We start from the raw sequence: 25,820 nt of genomic DNA, 5'->3' as shown, positions 1-25,820 counted from the left end.
ACCCATGCATAAGGATCCAGATATAAAAGTGAGCGAGAGGCATAGCGCTCAGGGTTGCGCAACAAAACGTCTACAAGTAATATTATCTGTAGACGTTTTGTTGCGTAGGAGGGACCGGGAATGAGCGCAAAAAAGACCAGCGCATCTGCCGGGATGCCTGCGATCAAGTCCTCCACGCTTGAGGATTTCTCACGCAGTGCATTGTCTCGCGGGGTAAAAGCGGGACGTTGGGAACGTATTGCCCGCGGGATCTATCTGCCGTCCGATGCTCCACCGACGGACTGGGACCAGCTGGAAGCTGCCACACGCCGCCCTGATGCCACCATCTGTCTGATTTCAGCACTGGCCCATTATGACCTCACTGACGAGATCCCCGATGCATTGGATATGGCGATCCCGCGCGGCGCCCGTACGCCCCAAACCCAGGGTGCGATTCGCTGGCACCATTTCGATAAGAGCACCTTTGAGCTGGGTCGGGAAGAAATCATCATCCCGGGTAGCACTCAGTTGATCGGGATCTATAGTCCCGAACGCACTATCGTCGATTGCTTCCGCCTGCGATCTTCCATTGGCTATGAGATTGCCCGGGACACGACGAAAGAATGGCTGCGCCGAGGCGGGAAACCTGCTCAGTTGATGCAGATCGCGACTCAACTGCCGCGGGCCAAATCGTTAGTCCTCAATGCCCTGGAGCTGCTGTCATGAATGCCGATGAGATCTACCGGCAGATCCAGAAAGCAGCCCGCTCCGCTGTTGCGCAGCAGGGAATTCAGGTGCCGACGCAGGAGTATTTGATTCGGCATGCCCTGGAATCCTTCTTGGACCGCCTGAACCGCACACCGCACCGCCTCGACTTCGTGCTGAAAGGTGGCCTACTACTGGGGGCGTATGGTGTGCGCCGCCCTACCAAAGACGCCGACTCCAACGCGATCAGCGCCGACGTCACCCCAGAGCACCTGAAGCAAGTTGTCCGCGATGCAGCTGGCATCGCAACCAAGGACGGAGTGGTCTTTGACCTCGACACTCTCACAGTCGACGCGATCCGCGATGACGCTGACTACCCAGGGATGCGCCTCCACGTGAACGTCTCCATCTCTACCTGGAACGGGGCTGTCGCGTGGGATGTCTCGACAGGTGACCCGATCGTGCCCGCACCGAGAAAAGTGACCCTTGAACGGATCCTGGGGGAACCACTGGTCCTAATCGGGTACGCGCCGGAATCGACCGTGGCTGAAAAGGGTGTCACGATTCTTGAACGAGGAATCACCAGCACCCGTTGGCGCGACTACGTCGATATCGTCGCCCTCGGCGAGACTGGCCTTGACCGTGAGGAACTGCTTCGGGCCGTGCGTGCTGTTGCGGACTACCGAGGTGTTGAATTGCAGCGGATCGGCCCTGTGTTGGAAGGCTACGGGTTGATTGGCCAGCCGAAGTGGGCCGCCTGGAGGCGCAAGCAGGGGCTGGCTGGAGTGTGTGAGGATAGCTTGGATGATCAGATGCTTCGCGTCGCGGCAATTCTCGATCCTGCCTTCACCGCGGAACAAGACTGATATCACGCGCTGCAGAGCCCCGGGGAACAATACCATCCTTTAGCCGCCTGCTGCAGATCAGGCCGGTGCCTTTTTTCAACCGGATGCCAGATCTGGCATCTACTGGTATGCCACCGAAAGTATCTTCTGCAGATACTTTCGGGTCCGTCAACCCCTAAAGTAGGAAAAGAGTTGAGACCTAACGAGGCAAAGAAGATCACTGTGTGCAAAGCCCGGAAGTGATAGTAACAAGATTCCTTACTATCGCTTTCTAGGAAAGTGATAGTAAGATTTTTCTTATTATCACTTTGGAGGAACGTCATGGCTGATTCCCAAAACGCTTCTGCTTCGTTCGACTTCCCTCCTGTGGAGTACGAAAACCATTTCTGGAAACCCGCAAATCCGCATATCTTCTCCAAGGCCGAAGTTCAGAGGCAAACAGGACCCTATGCCTCCGCGTTGCCAGCGCGAATCGCCAATTGGTATCCCCAGCCAGATTCGTTAGTGATCACCGGGCTTGAAGAAGGCATACATGCCCTCCAGGATTTTGACGTCTACTCACTGCTGAGACTTGGAAATGAAAACCCTGAGCTCGGACCGATGTCCAGCGTTTTGCTCCGGACCGAGAGCACCTCTAGTAGCCAGATCGAGCAGCTCACCACAACGGCTCGCCAACTCGCGCTGGCGGAGATCGATGAAGGCGATAAAGCCAACGCTCGAACAGTTGTAGGCAATGTCCACGCAATGGAATCTGCGCTCGCCCTCGCCCCGCAGATCAGTCTGAATAGCATTCTCTCTATGCATCAAAATTTGATGAATCAACAATCTGGCATGGAAGACGAAGCTGGTAAATTCAGGGGAGAACTCGTCTGGATCGGGGGAACAGATAACGCAGGACCCCGCGGAGCCAGCTTTGTTGCACCGAGCCATGAACTGATTCGTGACGCAGTCGAAGACCTAGTTGCATTCATTTCACGCACCGATTTACCTGCCATCGTCCAAGCAGCAATCGCGCACGCTCAGTTCGAAACGATCCATCCATTCGTGGACGGCAACGGGCGTACAGGCCGGGCTTTGGTCCACTCGATACTGCGTCACCGAAGAATTTCTCAATACACCACGGCACCGATCTCCGCGGGAATCCTCCGTGATACCGCTAGCTATTTTGAAGCGCTGGAAGCATTCCGTGCCGGGGACGCGGCCCCGATCATCCAGACCTTCATCAATGCCTCAATCTTTGCGGCTAACACAGGTAAGGATCTGATCGACTCACTGGCTGCACAACTCGATGACTCCGCCACAAAGCTGATTGGCCTGCGCTCAAGCTCCGCCGCGTGGAAGATACTGCCACGCTTGATTTCCCAACCTGTAGTTAATGCCCGATATCTTAAAGAACAGCTCGGATTGGGCGACGCTGCAGTCCAGCGTGCGCTCAGTGTCCTGACCGAACGCGGTGTGCTGGTAGAGAAGTCCGGACGAAGCAGGAACCGTATTTGGCAGCACGACGGGGTGCTGAAAATACTAGATGAATATGCGAAATCTCTGCGGCGAACGACTGGAACAGCCCAGTACTAATTCAGACTGCCGCCGGTGGGGAGCTTGTTCTCATAGTCCGTTCCAACGCCAGCCTCTGAGCGTGCGATAAGTCGCCCCCGATAGAGATCACAAGGCATAGTTCGACGACATTGAGCGGTGCTGTTCAGAGTTGATAACTCTTCTGAAAACGCGGCGCCACTCGCTTCGAAACTATAGTGCGCAGGCCAAAGATTCCTGCGGACCACTCAGAAAACAGACATGCCGCGACAGCTGGGATTAACTCCCCTCCGTCGCGGCATGATTCGTGCCCAGCTGGTACTAGATTGTTTCGCTGCCCTCTTGCGGCGCGGGGGCACCGGCAACAGGTATGCCACCGGTCACCGGAACCGCGGCGGTATCCGGATTCGCATCCACATCCTCGGCCGGCCCGGCAAACTGCGACTGGTACAGGTTGTAGTAAGCACCCTGGGTAGCCAGCAGCTCCTCATGGTTGCCCTGCTCCACAATCTGGCCCGCTTCCATCACCAAGATGGTGTCCGCGTCACGAATCGTGGACAGGCGGTGGGCAATCACGAAGCTGGTACGGTCGCTGCGCAGCGCCGCCATGGCGCGCTGCACCAGCACCTCCGTACGTGTATCCACCGAGCTGGTAGCCTCGTCCAGGATCAGCAGCGACGGGTTGGCCACGAACGCGCGGGCGATGGTGATCAGCTGTTTCTCACCGGCGGACACATTGGTGCCCTCTTCGTCGATAAGCGTGTCATAGCCCTCCGGCAGGGCACGCACAAAGCGGTCCACGAAGGTCGCCTTCGCGGCCTCGATGACCTCCTCATCCGTGGCGTCCAGCCGGCCATAGCGGATATTTTCCATAATGGATCCGCCGAACAGCCACGCGTCCTGCAGCACCATGCCGACCTTCGAGCGAAGGTCCGCGCGGGACAGCTGCGTGATATTCACGTTGTCCAGCATGATCTTCCCTGAGTTCAGCTCGTAGAACCGCATCACCAGGTTCACCAGCGTGGTCTTGCCCGCGCCGGTAGGACCGACGATGGCCACGGTGTGCCCGGGGTCCGCCTCGAAGGACAGCTCCTCGATCAGCGGCTGCTCCGGGTTGTAGGAGAAGCTCACACTTTCGAAGGAGACGTGCCCGTCGGTGCGTTCCGGAAGCTGGCGCTGGGCATCTTCCGGATCCTGCTCGTCGGCGTCCAGCAGTTCGAAGGTGCGCTCGGCCGAGGCGACGCCGGACTGCAGCATATTCGCGACGCCGGCAATCTGCCCCAGCGGCTGGGTGAACTCACGCGAGTACTGGATGAATGCGGTGGCATCGCCCAGGGACATCGCCCCGGAAGCCACACGCAACCCGCCGACTACCGCGATTCCCACGTAGGACAGGTAGGACACGAAGTTCATCACCGGCATGATCATGCCCGAGACGAACTGCGCGCCGAAGCTCGCCTTGTACAACTCTTCGTTACGCGTGGTGAAACGCTCAACCATGTCATCCTCGCGGCCGAAGACCTTCATCAGCTCATGGCCGGAGAAGGATTCTTCGATCTGCCCGTTGAGCGCACCGGTGTTCTTCCACTGCGCGGTGAACAGCTTCTGCGCCTTGGAACCGATAATGCCTGCGCCCACCCCGGACAGCGGCAACGCCACCAGGGCAATGAGCGCCAGCTGCCAGGAGACCACGAACATCATGATCACGATGCCGATGACGGTCATCAGCGCCTGGACCAGCTGGCTCAGCGCCTGCTGCAAGGCATTCTGGATGTTGTCCACGTCGTTGGTCACTCGGGAGAGGATGTCCCCCCGCTGGCGGCTGTCGAAGTAGTTCAGCGGAAGTTTGTTGATCTTGTGTTCCACATCCTTGCGCAGGTTGTAGACCACCTTCATGACCAGCTTGTTCAGCAGCCAGCCCGAGACCCAGGAGAAGATCGAGGCCACGAAGTACATGGCCAGCACGATCAGGATGTACTGCGAAAGCTGGGCGAAATCGATGCCCTGCCCAGGGACAAAATCCACCCGGGAGAGCATGTCCGCCTGGGAGTCCTGCCCGGCATCGCGCATACCCTGGATGACCTGCTCGGCGGTGGTTCCCGCGGGCAGTTCCATGTCCTTGCCGATCAGCCCGGCAAAGATCACGTCCATGGCGCGTCCCAGGATCCGCGGTGCAATCACCGAGAGCACCACATACACGGTGATCAGCGCGAAGACCAGACTCATGCCCACCTTGTAGGGGCCCATCAGCCCGATGAGCCGCTTGGCCGAAGGCCAGAAGTGCTCGGCCTTGCGCACCGGGGTTTCCTCCCAGCCTCCGGAGGCCGCGGCCACCTCGAACTCGTCTACCTCGGCGAGGTCCGCATCAACTTCGGCGAGCTTCTCGCCGCCTTCTTTCTTCGCTGCCATTTAGGCCACCTCCTCCGCGCTGAGCTGGGATGAAACAATTTCCTGGTAGGTTTCCGAGGACTGGAGAAGCTCCTCATGGGTGCCTCGGGCAACAATTGCCCCATGCTCCAGCACCAGGATCTGGTCTGCCCCGGTAATGGTTGACACGCGCTGGGCAACGATGATCACCGCGGCGTCCTTGGTCGGCTCGTCCAGTGCCGCACGCAGCTTGGCGTCGGTGCTCACATCCAAGGCGGAGAACGAATCGTCGAAGAGGTAGGTATTCGGTTTCGCGGCCAGCGCGCGGGCGATGCATAGGCGCTGGCGCTGCCCGCCGGAGACGTTGGTGCCGCCCTGGGAGATCCTCGAATCGAGCTGCTCATCGCGGGCTGCGACAAAATCGTCTGCCTGGGCGATTCGCAGCGCTTCCCAGAGTTCTTCCTCGCTGGCCTGCTGGGCGCCGAAGCGCAGGTTGCTGGCCACGGTTCCGGAGAACAGGTAGGGGCGCTGCGGAACTGCCGAAATATTCTCCGAAAGCAGCTCCCGGCCAAGTTCGCGCACCGGAATGCCGCCGATGAGCACCTGGCCCTCGGTGGCGTCGTAGAGCCGCGGGATCAGGTTCAGCAAGGTGGTCTTGCCCGAGCCGGTGGACCCGATGATCGCGGTCGTCTGGCCGGGCTTGGCGAGGAATGACACGTCAGAGAGCACCGGTGCGTCCGCACCGGGGTAGCCGAAACTGACGTTGCGGAATTCAACGGTGCCCGGAGTAGGCAGCGCGATGCCGTTGTTCGCCGCGTCGACCATGCTCGGTTCGCTGTCGAGCACCTCGCCGATGCGGTCTGCCGAAACCATCGCACGCGGGACCATCATGGCCATGAAGGTACCCATCATGACCGCCATCAGGATCTGCAGCAGGTACTGCAGGAATGCGGTCAGCGCACCGACTTCCACCTGGCCGTTGTCCACGCGATGCCCGCCGAACCACAGCACGGCCGCGGTGGACAGGTGCAGGATCATCGAAATGGCGGGGAACATCAGCACAAACAGATTGCCGACCTTAACCCCGAGGATGGTCAGCTTCTGGTTGGCATCGGCATAGCGTTCGGTTTCATGCTGCTCGCGCACGAAGGCACGCACTACGCGGATACCGGTGATCTGCTCGCGCAGCACGCCGTTGATCCCGTCGATGCGCTTCTGCATATCGCGGAACAGCGGCATCAGCTTGATCACCAGGATGCCGACGACAACCAGCACCAGGGGAACTGCAACCCAGACGAGCCAGGACAACCCCGGATCCTCGCGGATGGCCATGACCACGCCGCCGATGGACATGATCGGCGCGGTGATCATGAAGTTCAGCGCCATCAAGGTGAGCATCTGCACTTGCTGCACGTCGTTGGTGCCGCGGGTGATCAGCGTGGCGGCACCGAATTTGTTCACGTCTTGGGCGGAGAAGGTGGAGACCTTCTCGAACACCGATTGACGGATGTCCCGGCCAACGCTCATCGAGGTCTTGGCCCCGAAGTACACGGCGCCGATCGCCGTGGCAACCTGGATGAAGGCGACCACGAGCATGATTCCGCCGGTCCGCCAGATGTAGTCGACGTCGGCGTTGACCACACCGGTGTCGATGATCTTGGCGTTCAGGCTGGGTAGATACAGCGTGGCGATCGTGGTGGCCAGCTGCAAGATGACGACGGCGGTGATCCAGCCGGCGTAGGGTTTGCTGTGTCTGAGGATGATCTTCAGAAGCATGAGGTATTGTCCTTACTCCATCTGCACCGAAGCATCCTGCACCTTCGGATTAAAGGCAGGGTGTTTCGAGCGCGATTGTCAGTCTAGCCCGTGCTGCCGACAGTGAAGATCATCCTTGCGATTGATTTTTGCCAATCATTAATTTCTTCCGAAATTCCGGTGAATATCTGCGCACGCTTGGCGCCGGCTCCCCGCGGACGCGACCGGACAACACCCATCAAAACTCCCGCTCGATAGCTTGCGCCGCTATTTCAAAGAGGCTGTTGATTCGCGGACAACGAGCTTGGTCTCCAACTGAAAAGGGTGGGCAAATCTGCCCGGATCATCGACCAACGCCAGCAGCCGCTCCACGGCAATTTGCCCCATGGAATCCAATGGCTGGCGCACCGTGGTCAACGGCGGAGACATCCACAACGCGGCAGCTACATCGTCAAAGCCAACCACACTGAGCTTCTGGGGAATCCCAACGCCCAGTTCCTCCGCCGCACGCAGCACACCCAGTGCCACATCATCCGAAACCGCAAAGATCGCAGTCGGAGGGTTCTTTGCATGCAGCATTTTCAACGCTGCGGCACGTCCGGATTCAGGCCTGAAGCTACCGCCGGCAATAAGGGATTCATCAACAGGAACGGCGGCTTCTTGCATTGCGGTGCGGAAGCCTTGCAATCGCTCGCCTGCCGGCACGGAATGACGCGGGCCGCTAGCGAATCCGATTCTTCGGTGGCCCAGAGCAAGCAGATGCTCGGTTGCCTGCTTTCCACCTTGCCAGTTGGTGGCCCCGATGGAAACCATATGCTCCGCATTGGGGGCGGAGGGGTCAATGACGATCACCGGCAGTTCATGACTCCGGCACCAGCGGACCTTGCTGTCCTCCAGGAAGGTCGTAACAAGAATCAACCCGGCCACACCGCTCTTCACCTGCTCGCGAAGCCAAGCCATCGACAGCACATTGTGCCCCCGAGCTTCCCCCTCGATACAGGTATTCACCAGGTCCACCCCAGCACGCTTCGCAGCGCGGATCGCCCCATTCAGCACCGTTGCCGCATAAGGGCTGTCGAAGTGATCGAACACGATAACCACTCGCTTGCTTCCATTGTTCGCTTTCGAACGAGGACGGGGCGCATATTCCAGGTCTTCGGCAATTGCCGCAATTTTTCGACGCACGGATTCACTGACGTCCCCGCGATCATTAAGTGCCTTTGAAGCCGTAGACATTGACACGCCTGCGGCTGCGGCAACGTCTTGAAGGCGAACACCCACAGAGCCACCTCCTAATCATGCGTTCCGCCGAACACTCAGCGCCCGACTCGCATCATCTGTGATGCACGACATAATATATCGCAAATCCTTCAAGAAAATCTACGAAACTTTCGTCATGAGTCTACGGAACAAATGAACGAAAGTGAGAATTCCGCGCACCCTCCCCACATCTCGCGGCCACTAATAGCGATTGCAGCGCAGGTTTAGACCGAAATTTCGGGAACCCGACGTTTCGGACAATCCCCCTTGACGAGACCTGGGCCACACTATAACCTTTCTCCACCGCCGCTAACTTTCCGAAACTTTCGTTCATGGGTGTCGGTTGAACGTTGTCTCTCCCCTACCAAGCAAAGGAATCCCGCAATGCGCAACGCCAAGAACTTGCCCTCCTCTTCCTCGCGGAAATTCAGCACCCCTCGACGGCTGCTGGTTTCTGCTGCCATGATTGCCCCGCTGGCCTTGACCGCCTGCGGAGGCGCACAGCCGGGCGGCGAAGCCAACGGCGAATTCTCCGCTTGGGCACTGACCGGCACCCAGCAGAACGCATTCAAGGATTCCTTCGCCCAGTGGAATGAAGGGAATCCGGAACAGTCCATTGCCGCCGACTTCTTCGCCAACGATGCCTATAAGGAAAAGGTCCGCACCGCCGTCGGTGCCGGCAACGCCCCGACCCTGATTTTCAATTGGTCCGGTGGCACCCTGGCTGACTATGTGGCCAACGGCAATGTGGTGGATCTGACCGGCAAGGTCGATGCGCTGGAAGAACGTGCCATCGAGGCCATCGAGAAGACCGGTGAAGTCGACGGCATGCAGTACGCCGTCCCAAATAACAGCACCCAGCCAGTGGTGCTCTACACCAACAAGAAGCTCTTCGAACAGGTAGGCGTCGAGGCCCCCGCCACCTGGCAGGAAACCCTCGACGTGGTCAAGGCATTCAAGGCCGAGGGCATCATCCCCTTCGCTGTCGCAGGACAGAGCCAGTGGCCCTACCTGATGTGGATCGCCTACCTGACCGACCGCATCGGCGGCCCGGAGGTCTTCGAAGCCATCCAAAACAATGAACCCGATGCCTGGAGCCACCCGGCGGTCACCGAGGCATTGACCAAGATCCAGGAGCTGGTCGAGGCCGGCGGCTTCGGCGACTCCTACGGCTCGGTGGTCGCCGACGCCAACGCCGACGCCGCCCTGGTCCACACCGACAAGGCCGCCATGCTGCTGCAGGGATCATGGCTCTACGCCGGCTTCAAGGCCGATGCCCCGCAGTGGTATGAGGAAGAGAATCTGGGCTTCGCACCATTCCCAACCATCAATGGCGGCAAGGGCGATCCATCAAATATCGTGGGCAACCCAGCCAACTTCTGGTCGGTTTCGGCCGATGCCTCCGATGAAGCCCAGCAGGCGGCTTTCGAATACCTCAACGACTACACGCTGAACGAAGAATCGGTTAGGAGCTTCATCGGCTTGGGCCTGGTGCCTTCGGTTGACGGCGCCGAAGAGGCCATTGCCGCCAGTGAGGACGCAGGCTTCCTGGGCTACGCCTACCAGTCGGTGCAAAACGCACCCAACTTCCAGCTCTCCTGGGACCAGGCTCTGGCCCCCGACCAGGCCCAGGTCTTGCTGACCAACTTGTCGCAGATTTTCCAGGGTTCCATCACCCCGGAGCATTTTGTGGAAGCCATGAACGCAACCATTAAGTAGCCCCCATGCTGATGAAAACCCATACCGCTCCCGTACGTTCGCGCCGACGGCTCGGCACCAACATCGGCCCGAGCACATGGCTGCTGGCCCCCGCGCTCATCTTCTTTGCCATCTTTGCCCTGGTCCCGCTGTTGGGCGTGGCCGTACTGTCGTTCATGCACTGGGATGGGCTTGGCACCCCGTCCTTCGCAGGCCTATCCAACTGGCAGCAGACCTTCACCAACCCGGTCACCCTGAACGCCATGTGGCTCACCTTTGCCATGACCGCGCTGTGCTACCTCACCCAGGCGCCGATCTCCATTCTGGTTGGCGTGTTCATGGCCGGCGAGCAGAAGTACCGTGCCGTGTACTCGGTGCTCTACTTCCTTCCGCTGCTGTTCTCTGCAGCCGCCGTGGGCATCGCCTTCAAGGCACTGCTGGACCCGAATTTCGGGTTGTCCAAGGCCTTCAACATTGCGCTGCTGAGCCAGGACTGGCTCGGCAGCACCGACCTGGTCTTTTACGTACTGATTTTCGTGATCTCTTGGTGTTTCGTTCCTTTCCACTCGCTGCTCTACCAAGCAGCCGTCAAGCAGATTCCCACCTCAATGAATGAGGCGGCCATGCTCGACGGGGCAGGACGGGTGCGCACCTTCTTCTCGGTCACGCTCCCGCAGATCAAGTACACGGTCATCACCAGCTCCACCCTGATGATTGTCGGGTCCCTGACCTACTTCGATTTGGTGTTCGTCATGACCAACGGCGGCCCAGGCAATGCCACGCGCATCCTGCCGCTGGATATGTACCTCACCGGTTTCCGCAGCTACCAAATGGGTGCGGCCAGCGCCATCGCGGTGATCCTGGTGGTGGTGGGCTTGGCGGTCTCACTGTTGCTGAACAAATTCAACGGCACCGACAAGATGGAAAGCCAGCAGGAGGGCGCCTAGTGAAATCGCAAATCAAAACCGGGTACGCGCCGAACGTTCCCGGCGGACTCGCGGCGACCTTCTGGTTGCTGGTCACCGTGGTACCGATCTACTACATCGTGGTCACCAGCCTGAAGCCGCGTCAGGAATACTTCGGGTCCAACCCGCTGGCGTGGCCCCAGAACCTCACCTTCGAAGCGTACGGCCGTGTCCTGGAAAACGACTTCGCGCTGTATTTCTTCAACTCTGCGCTGGTCACCGTCGTGTCGGTGGGCGTGGTGCTGGTCATTTCGCTGCTGGCCAGCTACGTGATTGTGCGCAACCGCGGTGCTTTCGCGAAATTCAGCCACCGGCTGTTCCTGTTGGGCATTGCGATCCCCATCCAGGCGACCATCATCCCGGTCTATTACCTGATCGTGAAAATGGGTCTGTATGACTCGTTGCTGGCATTGATCCTGCCGAGCATCGCCTTCGCCATTCCGATCAGCGTCTTGATCCTGACCAACTTCCTGCGCGATGTGCCTTCCTCGCTCTACGAGGCAATGACGCTGGACGGTGCCAGCCACTGGCAGATGTTCCGGTTGCTGGTACTACCCCTGTCCAAGCCGGCCATCATGGCCGTAGGCATCTACAACGCATTGCAGGTGTGGAATGGCTTCCTCTTCCCGCTGGTCCTGACCCAGTGCTCGGAAGTGCGCGTGTTGCCACTGTCCCTGTGGACCTACCAGGGCGAATTCGCGGTAGACATCCCAGCGGTGCTTGCCGCAGTGGTCCTCTCCTGCGTCCCTCTCCTCGCTGCCTATATTGTCGGCCGCCGCCAGCTGGTGGCAGGTCTGACTGCCGGCTTCAGCAAGTAACCCCCCAAAAAAACTTATGCAAAGGAACCTTGTGAACTACGAGAATTCGATCTGGCGTGACACCGGCCAGCCTATTTCCACCCGCGTCGAGGCATTGATGGCCGAGATGACAATCGAAGAAAAGGTCTCCCAGCTCGGTTCCTCCTGGATCCGCCCGGCAGAGCGCAACAGCAGTGGCGAGGGCAATGTGGCCCCGATGGAGAACACCTTCTCCCAGGACCAAGCCAGTTTCGACACCGAGATTGTTGATGGATTGGGGCAGATCACCCGCGCTTTCGGTTCAGCCCCGCGGGAGCCGGCCGCGGGCCGGGCACGTCTGGCCGAGCTGCAGCGCAAGGTCGTGGCGGCAAACCGCTTTGGCATTCCGGCCCTGGCTCATGAAGAATGCCTGACCGGTTTCACCACCTTGGGTGCCACCTGCTACCCCGCCTCGATTGCGTGGGGTGCCAGCTGGGATCCGCAATTGGTCAATGAGATGGCCTCACGCATTGGCGCGGACATGAAGAAGGCCGGAGTGCACCTCGGGCTGTCCCCGGTGCTTGATGTGGTGCGCGATTACCGCTGGGGCCGGGTGGAAGAAACACTGGGCGAAGATCCGCACCTGGTCTCGGAACTGTCCACCGCCTATGTGCGCGGCATCCAGGACTCCGGGGTCCACGCCACGTTGAAGCATTTCGCCGGTTACTCCGCCTCCCGCGCCGGACGCAACCACGCCCCGGTGACCATTGGGCATCGAGAATTTGAGGATGTCATCCTGCCGCCCTTCGAGCGTGCGGTGCGCGAAGCCGGCGTGAAATCGGTAATGAACTCCTACTCCGATATCGATGGCGAAACCCCCGCGGCTAGCCACCGGCTGCTGACCGAAGTGCTGCGTGAACGCTGGGGCTTTACCGGCACAGTGGTCTCGGACTATTGGGCCATCAGCTTCCTCGAAACCATGCACCGCATTGCCAAGGACCAGGATGAAGCGGGCATTGTTTCACTGGCCGCCGGCATGGACGTCGAGCTGCCAGAAACCAATGCCTTCCGCAACCTGGCCCAGGCCGTCGCCGACGGCCGGCTCAACGCCGAGATACTGGACACCGCGGTGCGCCGCGTGCTGGTGCAAAAGGCCGAGCTCGGTTTGCTGGACGCGGATTGGTCGCCGGAAGCGGCTTGGGACGGCGAGCAAGTGGACTTCGATTCGGCCGACAACCGCGCCCACGCGCGCAAGATGGCCGAGGAATCCATCATCCTGCTCAAGAACAACGGGATCCTGCCGCTTGGTGCGCAAGCAGTTCCCGCGTCCATCGCCGTAGTGGGTCCTTCGGCCTCCCAGCCGCGAACCCACCTGGGATGCTATTCCTTCACCAACCACGTGCTCTCGCGCTTCTTCGGCGAGGATGCCCATGGCATCGAACTGCCTTCAATCCTTGATTCGCTGCGCACCGCTGAGTCTCTTGCCGGAACGCAGATCGGCTACGAGCGCGGGGTCGACTTCACCGATCCGGATGGCAGCGGCATCGCCGCCGCGGTAGCCGCGGCACGCGCAGCCGAGGTGGCCATTGTGACCGTCGGAGACCTCGCGGGCCTCTTTGGCCGCGGCACCTCCGGGGAAGGCTGCGATGTGGTTGACCTTTCGCTGCCGGGCCGCCAAGCGGATCTGGTCGAAGCGGTGCTGGCTACCGGCACTCCGACCATTTTGGTGCTGGTGACCGGCCGTCCGTACTCGCTCGGCACCTTCGCCCAGCGGGCCGCCGGAATCGTTCAGGCCTTCATGCCCGGCGAGGAAGGCGGACCAGCACTGGCCTCGGTGCTGACCGGAGGGATCAATCCCTCGGGCAAGCTTCCGGTGCAGATCCCGGATCATATTGGCGGGCAGCCCGGCACCTACCTCCAGCCACCGCTGGGCTGGTACTCCGATGGCGTCTCCAACCTTGATCCGCGACCGCTGTATCCCTTCGGCTACGGGTTGTCCTACACCGATTTCGAGCTATCGGACCTGCAGATTTCGGATGCGGAAATCGCCAATGACGGCACCGTTGAGATCTCAGCAACGATCAGCAATACCGGAGAACGTTCGGGCGCAGAGGTCATCCAGCTCTACCTGAGCGATGATTTCTCCTCGGTGGTTCGTCCCCGCCGATGGCTGGCCGGCTTTGCGAAGGTGGCACTGCAGGCAGGTGAGTCCAAGCGCGTGAGGTTCTCGGTGCATGCAGACCGAACCTCATTTACCGGCCTGGAGAACCAGCGAATCGTGGAACCTGGCAGCTTCACCGTGCAGCTGGGCAACAGCAGCGAGGATCTGCCGCTGACTGGATCCTTCACCATCACCGGAGAAGTTCGTGAAGTTCCGGAGGGACGAGTCATGGATACACCGGCCCAGATCAGCTCCCTAGATTCAACCCACCTCCAGCGGAGCTTGGCCGCACCGGCTACTAGCTAGTCGCTGCTGTCTTCCACCGCTCGCCGTCCGACGCCTTCCAGATGCTTCTCCATGGCCGCTCGGGCGGCTTGCGGATCCCCAGCCTGGAAGGCCTGGAGGATTTTGGCGTGTTCGGAGATGGCGCAGTCGGCGTCCGTGACGCCGCGTCCGGCGAATAGCCGGAAGCGCTGCACCTGACCGCCCAGGGCCTGGAAGGCAGTGAGCAAAAAGGGGTTGCCGGTAAATTCCGCGATGAGCCGGTGGAAGTCCTCGTCGGCTTTCCAGTAGTCGCGGAATTCGCTGTAGGACCCGCCGGTCGGCGCGGTGCGCAGCCGCTCGATGGTATCGGCGAGCTGTTCCACCATTTCCCCATCAACCCGGGCGCAGGCCAGTTCCGCGTTCTCGGCTTCGATGAGTTTTCGAACGGCCACCAGCTGCCCATGTTCTTCTGCCGTCATCAGGGGTGCCACGCGATAACCCTTGAGGGCGGCGCGGCGCACCATTCCGGTATGTTCCAACCGCGCCAAGGCTTCTCTCACCGGCGTCGGCGAGACACCTAGATCACGGGCAATTCCGTCAATGCTCAACGAAGCATCCGCCTCAAACCGCCCATCAATCAGGGCGGCGAGGAGCTCCTCATACACACGATCGGCCAGAACCTGGCGTGAGGGCAGCGAGGTTTGGGAAAAGACGGAAGCCATCAAACCATCATATATTCGTCGGCGTTCATTGGGGCTACCTTTCAGGTCCAACTATTGACATGGATCACACTTTCCTAGATCCTATAGGAAATAGGATTCGAATATTGGAGGCAGAATGCCCTATACAGCAGCCGACTGGCCGATCACCGCAGCCCTACTGCAGTTCCCCCACGAACTGCCCGCTGGTGGCACAGTCCAAGAAGCCGACGCATCGGTGTGGTTGGACGTTTTCACCGAAGTACGCGAAGCCGGATTCACCAACGTTGATCTCTTTGATGGTTGGGTCCGCCCCGGAGACCTCAGTGCACCGCGCCTCGATGAGCTCAAGGCCACCGCGCAAACCGCCGGTGTCGGCGCACCAGCCATTTCGGCTATCCGCCGCAGCGTTATCGATGCGCAGAACTGGGAAGAGAATCTGGCCTACAGCCACCGCACCTTGGAAGCCGCCGCCCAATTGGGCTGCGAAGTCGTCTCCTTCGGCTTGCACCAGGCCTTGACTCCGGCACAGCGCGAACAGCTGTGGTTCTGGACCGTTGAAGGCCACCAGGATCCAATCGGCGACAGCGAATCCTGGAATAACGCGGTAACGAGAATCCGCGAACTGGGCAACCACGCCGCCGAACTGGGCCTGCTGCTCTCCTTGGAAATGTACGAGGACACCTACATCGGCACCGGAGACTCGGCCGTGCGCCTGCTCCAGGACATCGACCTGCACAACGTCGGGCTGAACCCGGACCTGGGCAACCTGGTGAGGGTGCACCGCCCCATCGAAGACATCCACGAGCTCATCGCCAAGACCATGCCCTACGCCAACTACTGGCATGTGAAGAACTACCTGCGCGATGAGAATGTGGCCCGCGGGCAGTTTTCCGCCATGCCGGCCCCGCTGGAAACCGGCGTGATCAGCTACCGCGAAGCCTTCAAGGTGGCCCTCGAGCACGGTTTCCAGGGCATCATCTGCACCGAGCACTATGGCGGAGACGGACTGAGCGTCAGCGCCACCAACCAGCGCTACTTGCGCGAGCAGATCCTGCCCAAGACCGCCGACTACCAGCTCGGCACGCCCTTGGTTGCCCAGGGCCGCCAGCAGTTCCAGGCTTCCTAACCCGATTCCCGACAAGCACAAGCAGGTTTCAGAAGACATGACAAAAATCTTTGATGATCCCACCGGATTCGCTGATGCAGCCATCGACGGCCTGGTCGCGGCCCACCGCAACCGCCTGGAACGGGTGGACGGCGGCGTGGTTCGCGCCAGCGAAATGAAGCCAAACCAGGTCGCCGTGGTCATTGGCGGCGGCTCGGGACACTACCCGGCCTTCGCCGGCCTGGTCGGGCCCGGCCTGGCTGCCGGTTCCGCCTGCGGCAATCTCTTCGCTTCGCCTTCCGCCGGACAGATCTACCGGGTGGCCAAGGCCGCTTCCACCGGCGGCGGGGTACTGCTCAGCTACGGCAACTACGCCGGAGACGTGCTGCACTTCGGCCAGGCCGCCGAACGGCTGATCGCTGAGGGAATCGAAACCCGCACCGTGGTGGTCACCGATGATATTGCCAGCGCCCCTGTGGAGCGCAAGCATGAACGCCGCGGCATCGCCGGAGACCTGACCGTGTTCAAGATCGCCGGGGCCGCCACGGAAGAAGGCGCGGACCTGGACGAAACAGTCCGCCTAGCCCAGAAGGCCAATGAACGGACCCGCAGCTTGGGCGTGGCCTTTGATGGCTGTACCTTACCGGGGGCCGAAGCCCCGTTATTCCACGTCCCGGAACAGAGCATGTCTCTGGGCCTGGGAATCCACGGTGAACCGGGAATCTCCGACCACGAACTTCCTACCTCCAGCGAACTGGCCGAACTGCTGGTCTCCCAGCTGCTTGCGGAGCGTCCAGCCGAGTCAGGAAACCGGGTAGTGCCTATTGTCAACGGCCTGGGCACCGTCAAATACGAGGAACTCTTTGTGCTCTACGGGCACGTGGAGCGCTTGCTGCTCGCAGAGGGCCTGCAGGTCGTGGAGCCAGAATGCGGCGAATTGGTCACCAGCCTGGACATGTCCGGCGCCTCCCTGACGCTGTTCTGGGTAGATGGGGAACTCGAACGGCTCTGGAGCGCCCCAGCAGATACTCCTGCCTTCCGGCGTGGCAACGTCATTACCGCCGCGCGCCGCAAATTCGCGGTGGCCGACACCGAGGAACTGGTACGCGAGGTGGCTACCGAAGCCTCCGCACAGCTGGGCCAGTACGCCGCCGGCCTGCTGGAAATCACCCGAGAGATCATCGTGCGCCACGAAGCTGAACTCGGAGACCTCGATGCCATCGCCGGAGACGGGGACCACGGAATCGGGATGCGCCGCGGCATCGAAGCGGCACTCACCGCGGCCAAGGACGCTGCGGGAACAAGCAGTGTGCGTGATGTCCTGGCTGCCGCTGGCGAGGCCTGGAGCGAAAAGGCCGGAGGCACTTCCGGCGCACTGTGGGGAGCCGGGATCACCGCATTTGGCGCATCACTGGGCAACCGCGAACAGTACAGCCCGGCAGAGCTGACCCACGCTGTGGAAGCCTTCAGCCAAGCAGTCATCACCCTGGGCAAAACCGACCTGGGCGATAAGACCATGGTTGATGCCCTGCACCCCTACACCGCAGCCATCCGGGAAAGCCTGGATGATGGCCAGCCGGTAGGGCAGGTCTTGGAACACGGTGCCGAAACCGCCATGGCAGCCGCCGCGGCCACCGCCAACCTGCGCCCGAAGAAGGGACGGGCCCGCCCCCTGTCCGAGAAATCGCTTGGCCATCAAGACCCCGGCGCCTATTCCTTTGCACTGATCGTTGCCGGCCTCGCCGCGCAGCATGCCAGCAGCACCCTGGCCTAACCCCACGACGCACAGCAGAACAAGGACAGCTATGGAAAAGAAACTGAAGATCATCATCGGCAACGACGAAGCCGGAGTGGACTACAAGCTCGCATTGAAAGCGCTTTTCGAAGCCGATGACCGCGTGGAATCCGTGGTGGATGCCGGAGTGGGCTCCAATGACCCAACGGCATACCCGCATGTTGCGGTCGCCGCAGCACGGCGAGTGGCCGCTGGCGAAGCAGACCGCGCCTTGCTGATCTGCGGCACCGGCCTGGGCGTCGCCATCGCGGCCAACAAGGTTCCCGGCATCCGTGCGGTCACCGCCCATGACTCCTACTCGGTGGAGCGTTCGGTGCTCAGCAACAACGCCCAGGTGCTCACCTTCGGCCAGCGCGTCATCGGATTGGAGCTGGCTAAGAAGCTGGCCACTGAATGGCTAGGGTATGAATTCGACAGCACCAGCGGATCCGCTGCCAAGGTCGACGCGATCTGCTCATACGAGCCCGAAGCAAACTAAGCCCGCCGCACGTCCCACGAATTAACTTCTCAGAAAGACACACATCATGGACATCAAAGTAGCAATCATCGGATCAGGTTACATGGGCGGCGGCATTGGCCAGGTGCTGGCCTTGGCCGGTGCCCGCGTAGCCTTGGCCGACACCTCCGCAGAGGTCGCGCAGAAGAACCTGGAACGCCTGCTGGCTGAATCTGTCGATTTCGAAGCCCGCGGCCTGTTCCCTGAAGGCGCCACCGAAATCCTGAAGCAGAATCTCTCGGCAGCAGCATCCTTGGAAGAGGCAGTTGCCGGGGCACAGTTCATTGAAGAAGCAGTGCCCGAAATCCTGTCCATCAAGCACGATATCCTCCGACAGATCAGCGCTGCGGCAGATCCAGAAGCAGTAATCGGTTCCAATACCTCGACGATTTCCATCGGGGACATGGCAACTGCCGTCAGCAATCCGGAGCGCTTCTTGGGCGTGCACTTCTCCAACCCCTCCCCGTTCATCCCGGGTGTCGAAATCATCCCGCATGAAGGAACTTCCCAGGCCACTATCGACGCGGCCGTCGGGTACGTCGAAGCCACCGGAAAGGAGACTGCGGTAGTCAAGGATGTCACCGGTTTCGTCCTGAACCGCCTGCAGTATGCGCTCTTCCACGAAGCCACCCAGCTGGTGGAGGACGGCGTCGCCTCGGCCGAGGCCATCGACACCCTGGTTCGCACCACCTTCGGCTTCCGCCTGCCGTTCTTCGGTCCCTTCGCGATTGCCGACATGGCCGGCCTGGACGTATACAACTTCTGTTACACCTCCCTGCAGACCGACTTCCCGGAACGCTTCGCCACCCCGGGGATCCTCACCGAAAAGATCGAGGCAGGCAAGCTGGGCACCAAGTCCGGCGGCGGCTTCCTGGACGTGCCCGCGGAGAAGCTGCCGGAGCTGATCGCCTACCGCAACGAGGCCTACGTCAAGATGGGCCAGCTGCTCAAGGAGCTCGGCCCAGCACCCGTGGCTTCGCAGAACGCCCAGTAGCGATCCATGTCCACGATCATTCGCCCCGCGTCCCAATACATCGGTGTCAGCACGAAAATGTATCTGGGCTACGTGCAGTCCCTGACTTGGCTCGAAGGAATGCGCGAGCAGCTGCTCGCCCGCGATGCGGCAGCGGCAGCAACGCCTGAAGTCATTGCCTTTGCTGCGCCATCCTTCCCGGTGCTCGAATCCGCGGCACGAATCCTGCACGGCACCGGATGCCAGGTGGCTGCACAGAATTGCGCGGCCACCGCTGGAGCCGCGACCGGGGAGGTCAGTGCCGGGATGCTGGCCGAGCTCGGGGTGCATATCGTGGAGCTGGGGCACGCCGAACGGCGTGCCGACTTCGGCGAAGACGACGCGGTGGTGGCTGCCAAGGTGCGCGCTGCCACCGCGGCCGGCCTGCGCCCGCTGCTGTGCATCGGTGAGCTGGAACCTGGTGATGCCCCCAGAGCGGCACGCCAATGCCTGCAGCAGATATCCGCTGCTCTGGGCAGCGGGACCGCTGAAGAGATCGAGCCCTCCTCGGTGCTCTTCGCCTATGAACCGGTCTGGGCGATTGGAGCAGCCCAGCCGGCCTCCGCCGAGCACATCAATGCGGTATTGAGGATGATCCGCAAGGAACTGACTCGCAGCGAACAACCCGTGGCACTGATTTACGGCGGCAGCGCAGGCCCTGGCCTGCTCCCCCGTCTTCCCGAGGCCGATGGCCTCTTCTTGGGCCGATTCGCCCATGACCCAGCCAACTTCGGCGCCGTGCTCGATGAAGCGCGCGCCCGCCAATTTCATCTGGAGAACTCATGATTGAACTGACCTCCCTCAGGATGGCGGCAGCTGCGGCGCCCGAGGCGACGCTGCCTATTCCCGTCTTGCTGTTGATCGCGGTTCTGGCCATAGCCTTGCTGCTGTTCCTGATCATGAAAGTGCGCATGCACGCGTTCTTCTCATTGATTATCGTCAGCCTGCTGACCGCGGTAGCTGCCGGAGTAGGCGCGCAGGATCTGCTGGACACAATTATCGGCCCCTTCGGCAAAACTCTGGGCAACGTAGCCATGCTGGTCGGCTTCGGTGCCGTTCTCGGACGAATCATCGAAACTTCAGGTGGTGCGCAAGTGATCTCCGGGAAGCTGATCGGGTTGTTCGGCGAGAAGCGTGCTCCGCTGGCGTTATCCGTTGCTTCCTTGCTCTTCGGCTTCCCCATTTTCCTGGATGCCGGCTTCATCGTCATGCTTCCCATCATCTACACGGTGGCGCGAAGGGTCGGCGGCGGTCTGCTGCGCTACGCACTGCCTTCGGCAGGCGCATTCCTGGTCATGCATGCACTGGTGCCACCGCACCCGGGACCCGTTGCAGCTGCGGGGATCGTCGGGGCCGACGTCGGGCTGGTGCTCATGATAGGACTCTTGGTTGGCCTGCCCACCTGGTATGTTGCCGGATACCGGCTCTCCTTGATGCTCGCCGCCCGCACCCAGATGATTTCCGTACCTGAACTGCTCGGCAAGCCAAAAGAAGACCAAGAGAACCCGCCGAGCTTCGCGGTGGTGCTTTGCCTATTGCTGCTGCCGCTGGTCTTGATCTTCATGAATACCGGAATTAAGACCTTGCAAGCGACAGGAACGGCCCCGGAAGATGCGCTGTGGGCCCAAATTCTCGTTTTCATCGGCAATACTCCCATCGCCCTGCTGATCTCCACCTTGCTGGCCATGTACCTGCTGATCATTCGGGGACATGAAGGGCCGATCGGCGGAGCATTGGAGAAAGTTGTCGACGACGCGCTCGCTCCGGTCTGCTCAATCATCCTGATCACCGGCGCTGGCGGCATCTTCGGCGGGGTGCTCACCGCCACGGGCATCGGAGGTGCGATGGCGACAAGCCTCCAGGCCGTCGGCATGCCGCTCATCCTGGCTGGCTTCCTGATCGCTGTGATCATGCGTGTCGCCCAGGGCTCCGCCACCGTGGCTGGCACCACCGCAGCCGGGCTCATGGCTCCGGCCGTTGCAGCTTCGGGGGACCAATCCCCGCTCGCGCTGGCGTGCATTGTCGTTGCCATCGTCGCAGGCGCGATCACGCTTTCCCACGTCAACGACTCGGGCTTCTGGCTGGTCAGCCGCTTCCTGGGCATCTCCACGAAAACGGCCCTGTCGACGTGGACCGTCATCGCCACCGCCGTCGGCGTCATGGGTTTCGCGCTGTGCTGGCTGCTCTACGCACTGGTTGCCTGACCGGGCAGCGCAACGGCCCTCAACGCATTCAGGGCACTAATTGCCGAAGGCCGGCGGAGCAATCTCCTCGCGCTTCGTCTTTTAGCTGCCCTTCTTCCTCTCCGAAGGAACCGTCACGATGATCGCCGCGATGTCGATGACCAACATCAGCACGTTGAACAGCAAATCTATGGCTCCGCCGAAGCGCAAGTCCACATTGTCCTGGCGCCCGATGAACAAGCCCCAGGACTGGATCAAAGCCGGATCAATGGCTTGGCCGGACACGTACAGGGCCGCGGAAATGGTAGCGCTCAGGCAAGGGCCGGGACCGGCTGATGGGAAAGTGCGCGCTGATTAGCAATGGCGATTCGGGCATCGGCGTCAAGGTTGCCTTCAATTTTGCCCAGGGACCGGCACGACGAGGACCACCGTGGTTCATTGGTTGACGGAGCGGTCTCCGCGTTGTTGGCCATCATCGGCTAGCGGCGGGGCTCGCCCGCACCTGCGTATTGTCTCGGGTTGCCTCTGGAATACTGGCAAACCAAGCATTAGAATGAGAAATAAATATCGTTATACGAAAGTAGGAACTATGACTGAGCATTCTGCCCCATTGGCCGCCGGCCAGCCGGCACCAGGCTTCTCACTGCGCAATTCGTCGGGAGAAACCGTTTCCCTGGCAGACTACGCAGGCAAGAGCGTCATCGTATATTTCTACCCGAAGGCCGCCACCCCAGGCTGCACCACCGAGGCCTGCGATTTCCGGGACAACCTCAACTCGCTGCTGGGAGCCGGATACTCGGTTTTGGGGATCTCCCCCGACGAGCCGGAGGAAATCGCCAAGTTCGCTTCCGACGAATCATTGAACTTCCCGCTGCTCTCGGACCCCGGCAACGAGATCGCCAAGGCCTACGGCTCCTACGGGGAAAAGACCTTCGGCGAGAAGACCACCGTTGGGACCCTGCGTTCAACGGCAGTCATAGGCACCGACGGCACCATCAACCAGATCGAATACGGCGTGGACGCCAAAGGCCACGTTTCTCGCCTGCGCGAAGCTCTGGGAGCCTAAATTAACAAAAGACTGCTCTCCAGTAGCTAGCCGCAATCGGCCACGCTACCGGAGAGCAGTCTCCTTTTCGTGCAAAAACCTAACGGTTAGCGGCCAGCGACCTTGACCAGTTTGTGGTTGATGAATTCATCCATGCCATACTTGCCAAGCTCGCGTCCGATACCAGATCGCTTCACACCACCAAATGGCAACTCTGGGTACGAGGCGGACGGCTCATTAATGGCCACCATGCCCGCTTGCAAACGTGTGGAAACCCGTTCGGCGCGCTCCGGATCCTTCGTGTGGATCGAAGCACCCAATCCATAATCGGTGTTGTTAGCCAGCGCAACCGCTTCTTCTTCGCCTTCGACCTTGTAGAGCACGGCAACTGGTCCAAAAAGTTCTTCGGAGAATGCCCGCATCTGTTCCGTTACTCCGGCAAGGACTGTTGGCTCGTAGTAAGCACCGTTCCCGTCAATCGATTTTCCACCCGTTAGGACGGTTGCGCCCTTATCGATGGCGTCCTGTACCTGAGCGGCCAATCCATCACGAGCCGCAGCCGAGGAAAGTGGGCCTAGGAAGTTTTCACCCTGCGTCGGGTCGCCAACCTTGATTCCAGCGACCTGCTCGGTGAACGCCTGCGAGAATTCCTCGTAAACCGAGGCATCAACGATGAAACGCTTAGCAGCATTACATGCCTGACCCGTGTTACCAAAGCGTGCACGCATACCCAGCTTGGCGCTTCTTGCCACATCAGCGTCGCCAAAGACCACAAATGGATCCGAGCCACCAAGCTCGAGCACAACCTTCTTCAAATTGCGGCCGGCAATCTCGGCTACCGCGGCGCCGGCGCGCTCCGAACCGGTCAGCGAAACACCCTGCACGCGGCGGTCGGCAATCACGTCGGCAACCTGCTCGTTGGTGGCGAAGATATTTACGTAGGCGCCCGTCGGAGCACCAGCTTCACGGAAAATTTCCTCGATTGCTAATGCGGATTCAGGGCACTGCGGGGCGTGCTTGAGCAGTACGGTGTTACCGTTCATGAGGTTAGGACCGGCAAAACGGGCTACCTGGTAGTACGGGAAGTTCCACGGCATGATGCCCAAAATGGCACCCACCGCTTCCTTGCGCACCAAGGCCTTGCCACCCGAGGCGATCTCCAGCTCTTCGTCTGCCAAGAACTTTGGACCATTCTTCGCGTAATAGCGGTAGATTGCCACGACGATTCCGATTTCGCCCTGCGCCTGCTTAACCGGCTTGCCCATTTCGCGGGTAATGATTGCCGCTAGCTCTTCGGCACGTGCCTCGTAGATGTCAGCTACGCGTTCAAGCAGGGCTACACGTTCATCGAGCGCGGATACCGACCAACTGGTGTAAGCCTTATGTGCCGAGGAGATAGCGGATTGGATCTGCTCATCGGTGGCGGTTGGGTAGGTAGCTTCCACTACACCGGTGGCAGGGTTGGTAACCGCGTACATGCTCATGTTGCTCCTTGGAGATTCATTGCTTGACTGTGTTTAGCCCAGTCTGCCAGCTATCCCCCACTGGCAGGGAAGGATATCGCGTGAGAAGTCAGGGAATCCGCCCATTCTTCACAGCTGGCGTAAATTCTGGGGTGACATCCACCCACGATGGAGGAACCATTGCCCATAACGAATTCCCTCAAGATTATGAGTAATTGAGTTATTCATAATTCTGCAGACTTGGGATAGAAGACAATCCATGACAGTTGATCACGAGTTTCCACCCTCGTGCTCAGCCCAGTATGTTCGTAGTAAGGCAAGAAAATAACTTGATCAACAAGGACTTAACATGACAGCACAGCCAATCCCGCTCAACGTCGGCGATAGCGCACCAGAGTTTTCACTACGCAACGCACAGGGCGAAACGATTTCGCTCAGTGATTACCGTGGAAAGAATGTCGTGGTGTACTTCTACCCGAAGGCTGCCACCCCTGGATGCACCATCGAGGCCTGCGACTTCCGTGACAACCTGAACTCGCTCAAGAGCGCGGGTTACGTTGTTCTGGGAATTTCTCCTGACGAGCCAGAAGCCTTAGCTCAGTTTGCAGCCGATGAATCGCTGACCTTTGATCTGCTCTCCGATACCGATTACGCCGTGGCCACCGCGTACGGCTCCTACGGAGAACGCACCAAGAACGGAAACACCTTCACCGGTACCCTGCGTTCCACCGCGATAGTTGATCCAGAAGGCAAGATTAGCCATGTGGAATACGGCGTGGAAGCGCGCGGTCACGTAGCTCGCCTGCGCGAGACCCTGGGTGTCTAAGGTTTAGCAGACGAATAGTCGAAGAATGAATGAGCAATGGCAGGCCGCGTCCAGGACTGGAGGCGGCCTGCCATTGCTCAAGGCTTAGTCGGTACGCCCTGCCTCGGTACAGATGCACAGGCGATTTCCTTGTGGATCCGTCGCCACGGTAAATGACGGCGCATCAGCATAGTTCAGCCGTGCGCCAGCCTCTTTCAAACCATCGAGAATATCCACGTGGTGCGAGTGGGGCACCGAGATGTCCAGATGGAATCGATTATCGTTCGGGGTCTCGGTGTTTTGGAACCAAATGGCGGGACCGCGCCCATAAGGATCGGTGAGACTACCGTCGGCTTGTTCTTTGTACCCTAGAGCTGCACGCCAGGTGTCGGCAATCTGGTCCCGGTCATCGGTATCAATGGCTATTTCCACCGTGCGAGTCAGGTTCAGGTTTGCTTGGGCACCATGTTCTTGTGCCAGATCAGAGATTTTCCCGGCCAGCTGAGTATCTTGAAGCGACACTCCCCCGACATCATGGGACACCAGCGTCACGAACAACGTGTCGTACCGCCAGTCCACATTCGGGTGATGGTTGGCTTCCTGCGCTAGCGCGCCAATCTCTGCAAAGAGTTCCAAGGCTACGGCTGAGGAAGAACATTTGAAGGCGGTGCGTAGCGATCCGAGCACGTAGCGCCAGTGCGGCAAGTGGGTCATCTGACTTTCACGGTCAGCTTGCTTCAGAACTTCTTTCTCAGTCATGGAACTTTGCCCCTTGTGCGTTCGATGTTTCGCTGGCGTAGGCGAAGAGGATTATTCCTCGCCCTACGCACAGTGTCCCATCATGGTGAAGAGCTTTGAAGAGCTCTCAGAAGATTAATCGGTGAAGCCCCCACATACGCAAAACTGC

The 25,820-nt window shown here is 60.2% G+C and carries 22 protein-coding genes; 15 read left to right on the top strand and 7 right to left on the bottom strand.

Translation table 11 applies throughout. The features are described 5' to 3' along the window. The first annotated feature begins 120 nt into the window (after positions 1-120). The 3 genes from ACT3UA_RS03655 to ACT3UA_RS03645 all read left to right on the top strand — a co-directional run bounded on the left by ACT3UA_RS03655 (position 121) and on the right by ACT3UA_RS03645 (position 3,104). Positions 121-705 carry a type IV toxin-antitoxin system AbiEi family antitoxin domain-containing protein gene (locus ACT3UA_RS03655; RefSeq protein ID WP_255248432.1) on the top strand — a complete coding sequence of 195 codons (585 nt, stop codon included), beginning with the start codon at positions 121-123 and terminating at the stop codon, positions 703-705. Beyond that, the gene (locus tag ACT3UA_RS03650; protein WP_096286141.1) at positions 702-1,550 is read left to right on the top strand and encodes a nucleotidyl transferase AbiEii/AbiGii toxin family protein; all 849 of its coding nucleotides are present in this window, start codon (positions 702-704) and stop codon (positions 1,548-1,550) included. Before ACT3UA_RS03655 ends, ACT3UA_RS03650 begins: the two co-directional genes overlap by 4 nt. A 300-nt stretch (positions 1,551-1,850) precedes the next feature. Continuing rightward, positions 1,851-3,104 (top strand): Fic family protein, encoded by a 1,254-nt coding sequence (locus ACT3UA_RS03645; protein WP_444615576.1) that lies wholly within the window; start codon positions 1,851-1,853, stop codon positions 3,102-3,104. 279 nt (positions 3,105-3,383) lie between these two features. Here the strand turns inward: ACT3UA_RS03645 and ACT3UA_RS03640 are convergent, their stop codons facing one another. The 3 genes from ACT3UA_RS03640 to ACT3UA_RS03630 all read right to left on the bottom strand — a co-directional run bounded on the left by ACT3UA_RS03640 (position 3,384) and on the right by ACT3UA_RS03630 (position 8,465). Further along, a complete protein-coding gene (locus tag ACT3UA_RS03640) occupies positions 3,384-5,471 on the bottom strand; it encodes an ABC transporter ATP-binding protein (protein ID WP_444615575.1) in 2,088 nt (695 codons plus the stop codon). After that, positions 5,472-7,205, bottom strand: coding sequence for an ABC transporter ATP-binding protein (locus ACT3UA_RS03635; RefSeq protein WP_444615574.1), 1,734 nt, complete (start codon positions 7,203-7,205; stop codon positions 5,472-5,474). It abuts the gene before it with no gap. Positions 7,206-7,451: 246 nt separating this feature from the next. Next, the gene (locus ACT3UA_RS03630) at positions 7,452-8,465 is read right to left on the bottom strand and encodes a LacI family DNA-binding transcriptional regulator (protein ID WP_444615573.1); all 1,014 of its coding nucleotides are present in this window, start codon (positions 8,463-8,465) and stop codon (positions 7,452-7,454) included. A gap of 363 nt (positions 8,466-8,828) precedes the next feature. On the opposite strand from ACT3UA_RS03630, the gene ACT3UA_RS03625 reads away from it, so the two are divergent. The 4 genes from ACT3UA_RS03625 to ACT3UA_RS03610 are packed head-to-tail and all read left to right on the top strand — an operon-like array spanning position 8,829 to position 14,350. Further along, positions 8,829-10,163 carry an extracellular solute-binding protein gene (locus ACT3UA_RS03625; RefSeq protein ID WP_444615571.1) on the top strand — a complete coding sequence of 445 codons (1,335 nt, stop codon included), beginning with the start codon at positions 8,829-8,831 and terminating at the stop codon, positions 10,161-10,163. A 5-nt stretch (positions 10,164-10,168) separates the two neighbouring features. Then, the gene (locus ACT3UA_RS03620; RefSeq protein ID WP_444615570.1) at positions 10,169-11,089 is read left to right on the top strand and encodes a carbohydrate ABC transporter permease; all 921 of its coding nucleotides are present in this window, start codon (positions 10,169-10,171) and stop codon (positions 11,087-11,089) included. Beyond that, positions 11,089-11,925, top strand: a complete 837-nt coding sequence (locus ACT3UA_RS03615; RefSeq protein ID WP_444615569.1) for a carbohydrate ABC transporter permease — start codon at positions 11,089-11,091, stop codon at positions 11,923-11,925. The genes ACT3UA_RS03620 and ACT3UA_RS03615 overlap by 1 nt, the downstream gene beginning before the upstream one ends. A gap of 31 nt (positions 11,926-11,956) precedes the next feature. Then, on the top strand, positions 11,957-14,350 hold the full coding sequence (locus ACT3UA_RS03610; RefSeq protein WP_444615568.1) for a glycoside hydrolase family 3 N-terminal domain-containing protein: 2,394 nt from the start codon (positions 11,957-11,959) through the stop codon (positions 14,348-14,350). On the opposite strand, the gene ACT3UA_RS03605 is transcribed toward ACT3UA_RS03610, so the two are convergent. Beyond that, positions 14,347-15,030: a GntR family transcriptional regulator gene (locus ACT3UA_RS03605; protein ID WP_444615567.1), complete on the bottom strand. Its 684-nt coding sequence runs from the start codon at positions 15,028-15,030 to the stop codon at positions 14,347-14,349. The two genes, ACT3UA_RS03610 and ACT3UA_RS03605, sit on opposite strands and share 4 nt — an antisense overlap. A gap of 115 nt (positions 15,031-15,145) precedes the next feature. Between ACT3UA_RS03605 and ACT3UA_RS03600 the strand changes: the two genes are divergently transcribed. From ACT3UA_RS03600 to ACT3UA_RS03575, 6 genes are read left to right on the top strand one after another with little or no spacing between them, the layout of a single operon-like run. After that, positions 15,146-16,135 (top strand): sugar phosphate isomerase/epimerase family protein, encoded by a 990-nt coding sequence (locus ACT3UA_RS03600; RefSeq protein WP_444615566.1) that lies wholly within the window; start codon positions 15,146-15,148, stop codon positions 16,133-16,135. A gap of 37 nt (positions 16,136-16,172) precedes the next feature. Further along, positions 16,173-17,888, top strand: a complete 1,716-nt coding sequence (gene dhaL / locus ACT3UA_RS03595; protein WP_444615565.1) for a dihydroxyacetone kinase subunit DhaL — start codon at positions 16,173-16,175, stop codon at positions 17,886-17,888. Between the two features lie 31 nt (positions 17,889-17,919). Then, a complete protein-coding gene (locus ACT3UA_RS03590) occupies positions 17,920-18,387 on the top strand; it encodes a ribose-5-phosphate isomerase (RefSeq protein WP_444615564.1) in 468 nt (155 codons plus the stop codon). Between the two features lie 46 nt (positions 18,388-18,433). Continuing rightward, positions 18,434-19,399: a 3-hydroxyacyl-CoA dehydrogenase family protein gene (locus tag ACT3UA_RS03585; RefSeq protein WP_444615563.1), complete on the top strand. Its 966-nt coding sequence runs from the start codon at positions 18,434-18,436 to the stop codon at positions 19,397-19,399. Between the two features lie 6 nt (positions 19,400-19,405). Continuing rightward, positions 19,406-20,203, top strand: a complete 798-nt coding sequence (locus tag ACT3UA_RS03580) for a triose-phosphate isomerase family protein (RefSeq protein WP_444615562.1) — start codon at positions 19,406-19,408, stop codon at positions 20,201-20,203. After that, positions 20,200-21,621, top strand: a complete 1,422-nt coding sequence (locus tag ACT3UA_RS03575) for a GntP family permease (RefSeq protein WP_444615561.1) — start codon at positions 20,200-20,202, stop codon at positions 21,619-21,621. Before ACT3UA_RS03580 ends, ACT3UA_RS03575 begins: the two co-directional genes overlap by 4 nt. 81 nt (positions 21,622-21,702) lie before the next feature. Here ACT3UA_RS03575 and ACT3UA_RS03570 read toward each other — a convergent pair whose 3' ends face one another. Next, on the bottom strand, positions 21,703-21,885 hold the full coding sequence (locus ACT3UA_RS03570; protein ID WP_444615560.1) for a hypothetical protein: 183 nt from the start codon (positions 21,883-21,885) through the stop codon (positions 21,703-21,705). A 304-nt stretch (positions 21,886-22,189) separates the two neighbouring features. Between ACT3UA_RS03570 and bcp (ACT3UA_RS03565) the strand changes: the two genes are divergently transcribed. Then, positions 22,190-22,666, top strand: coding sequence for a thioredoxin-dependent thiol peroxidase (gene bcp / locus ACT3UA_RS03565; protein ID WP_444615559.1), 477 nt, complete (start codon positions 22,190-22,192; stop codon positions 22,664-22,666). An 86-nt stretch (positions 22,667-22,752) separates the two neighbouring features. Here bcp (ACT3UA_RS03565) and ACT3UA_RS03560 read toward each other — a convergent pair whose 3' ends face one another. Beyond that, a complete protein-coding gene (locus ACT3UA_RS03560) occupies positions 22,753-24,129 on the bottom strand; it encodes an NAD-dependent succinate-semialdehyde dehydrogenase (RefSeq protein WP_444615558.1) in 1,377 nt (458 codons plus the stop codon). 328 nt (positions 24,130-24,457) lie between these two features. Between ACT3UA_RS03560 and bcp (ACT3UA_RS03555) the strand changes: the two genes are divergently transcribed. Beyond that, positions 24,458-24,934, top strand: coding sequence for a thioredoxin-dependent thiol peroxidase (bcp, locus tag ACT3UA_RS03555; RefSeq protein ID WP_444615557.1), 477 nt, complete (start codon positions 24,458-24,460; stop codon positions 24,932-24,934). An 84-nt stretch (positions 24,935-25,018) separates the two neighbouring features. Here bcp (ACT3UA_RS03555) and ACT3UA_RS03550 read toward each other — a convergent pair whose 3' ends face one another. Beyond that, entirely contained in the window at positions 25,019-25,672 is a 654-nt protein-coding gene (locus tag ACT3UA_RS03550) for a 4a-hydroxytetrahydrobiopterin dehydratase (RefSeq protein ID WP_444615556.1), read from the bottom strand. Between the last annotated feature and the right edge of the window lie 148 nt (positions 25,673-25,820).

Source organism: Glutamicibacter sp. 363 (assembly GCF_052379505.1).
Lineage (GTDB): Bacteria > Actinomycetota > Actinomycetes > Actinomycetales > Micrococcaceae > Glutamicibacter.
This window is presented reverse-complemented; position numbering and strand designations above follow the sequence as displayed.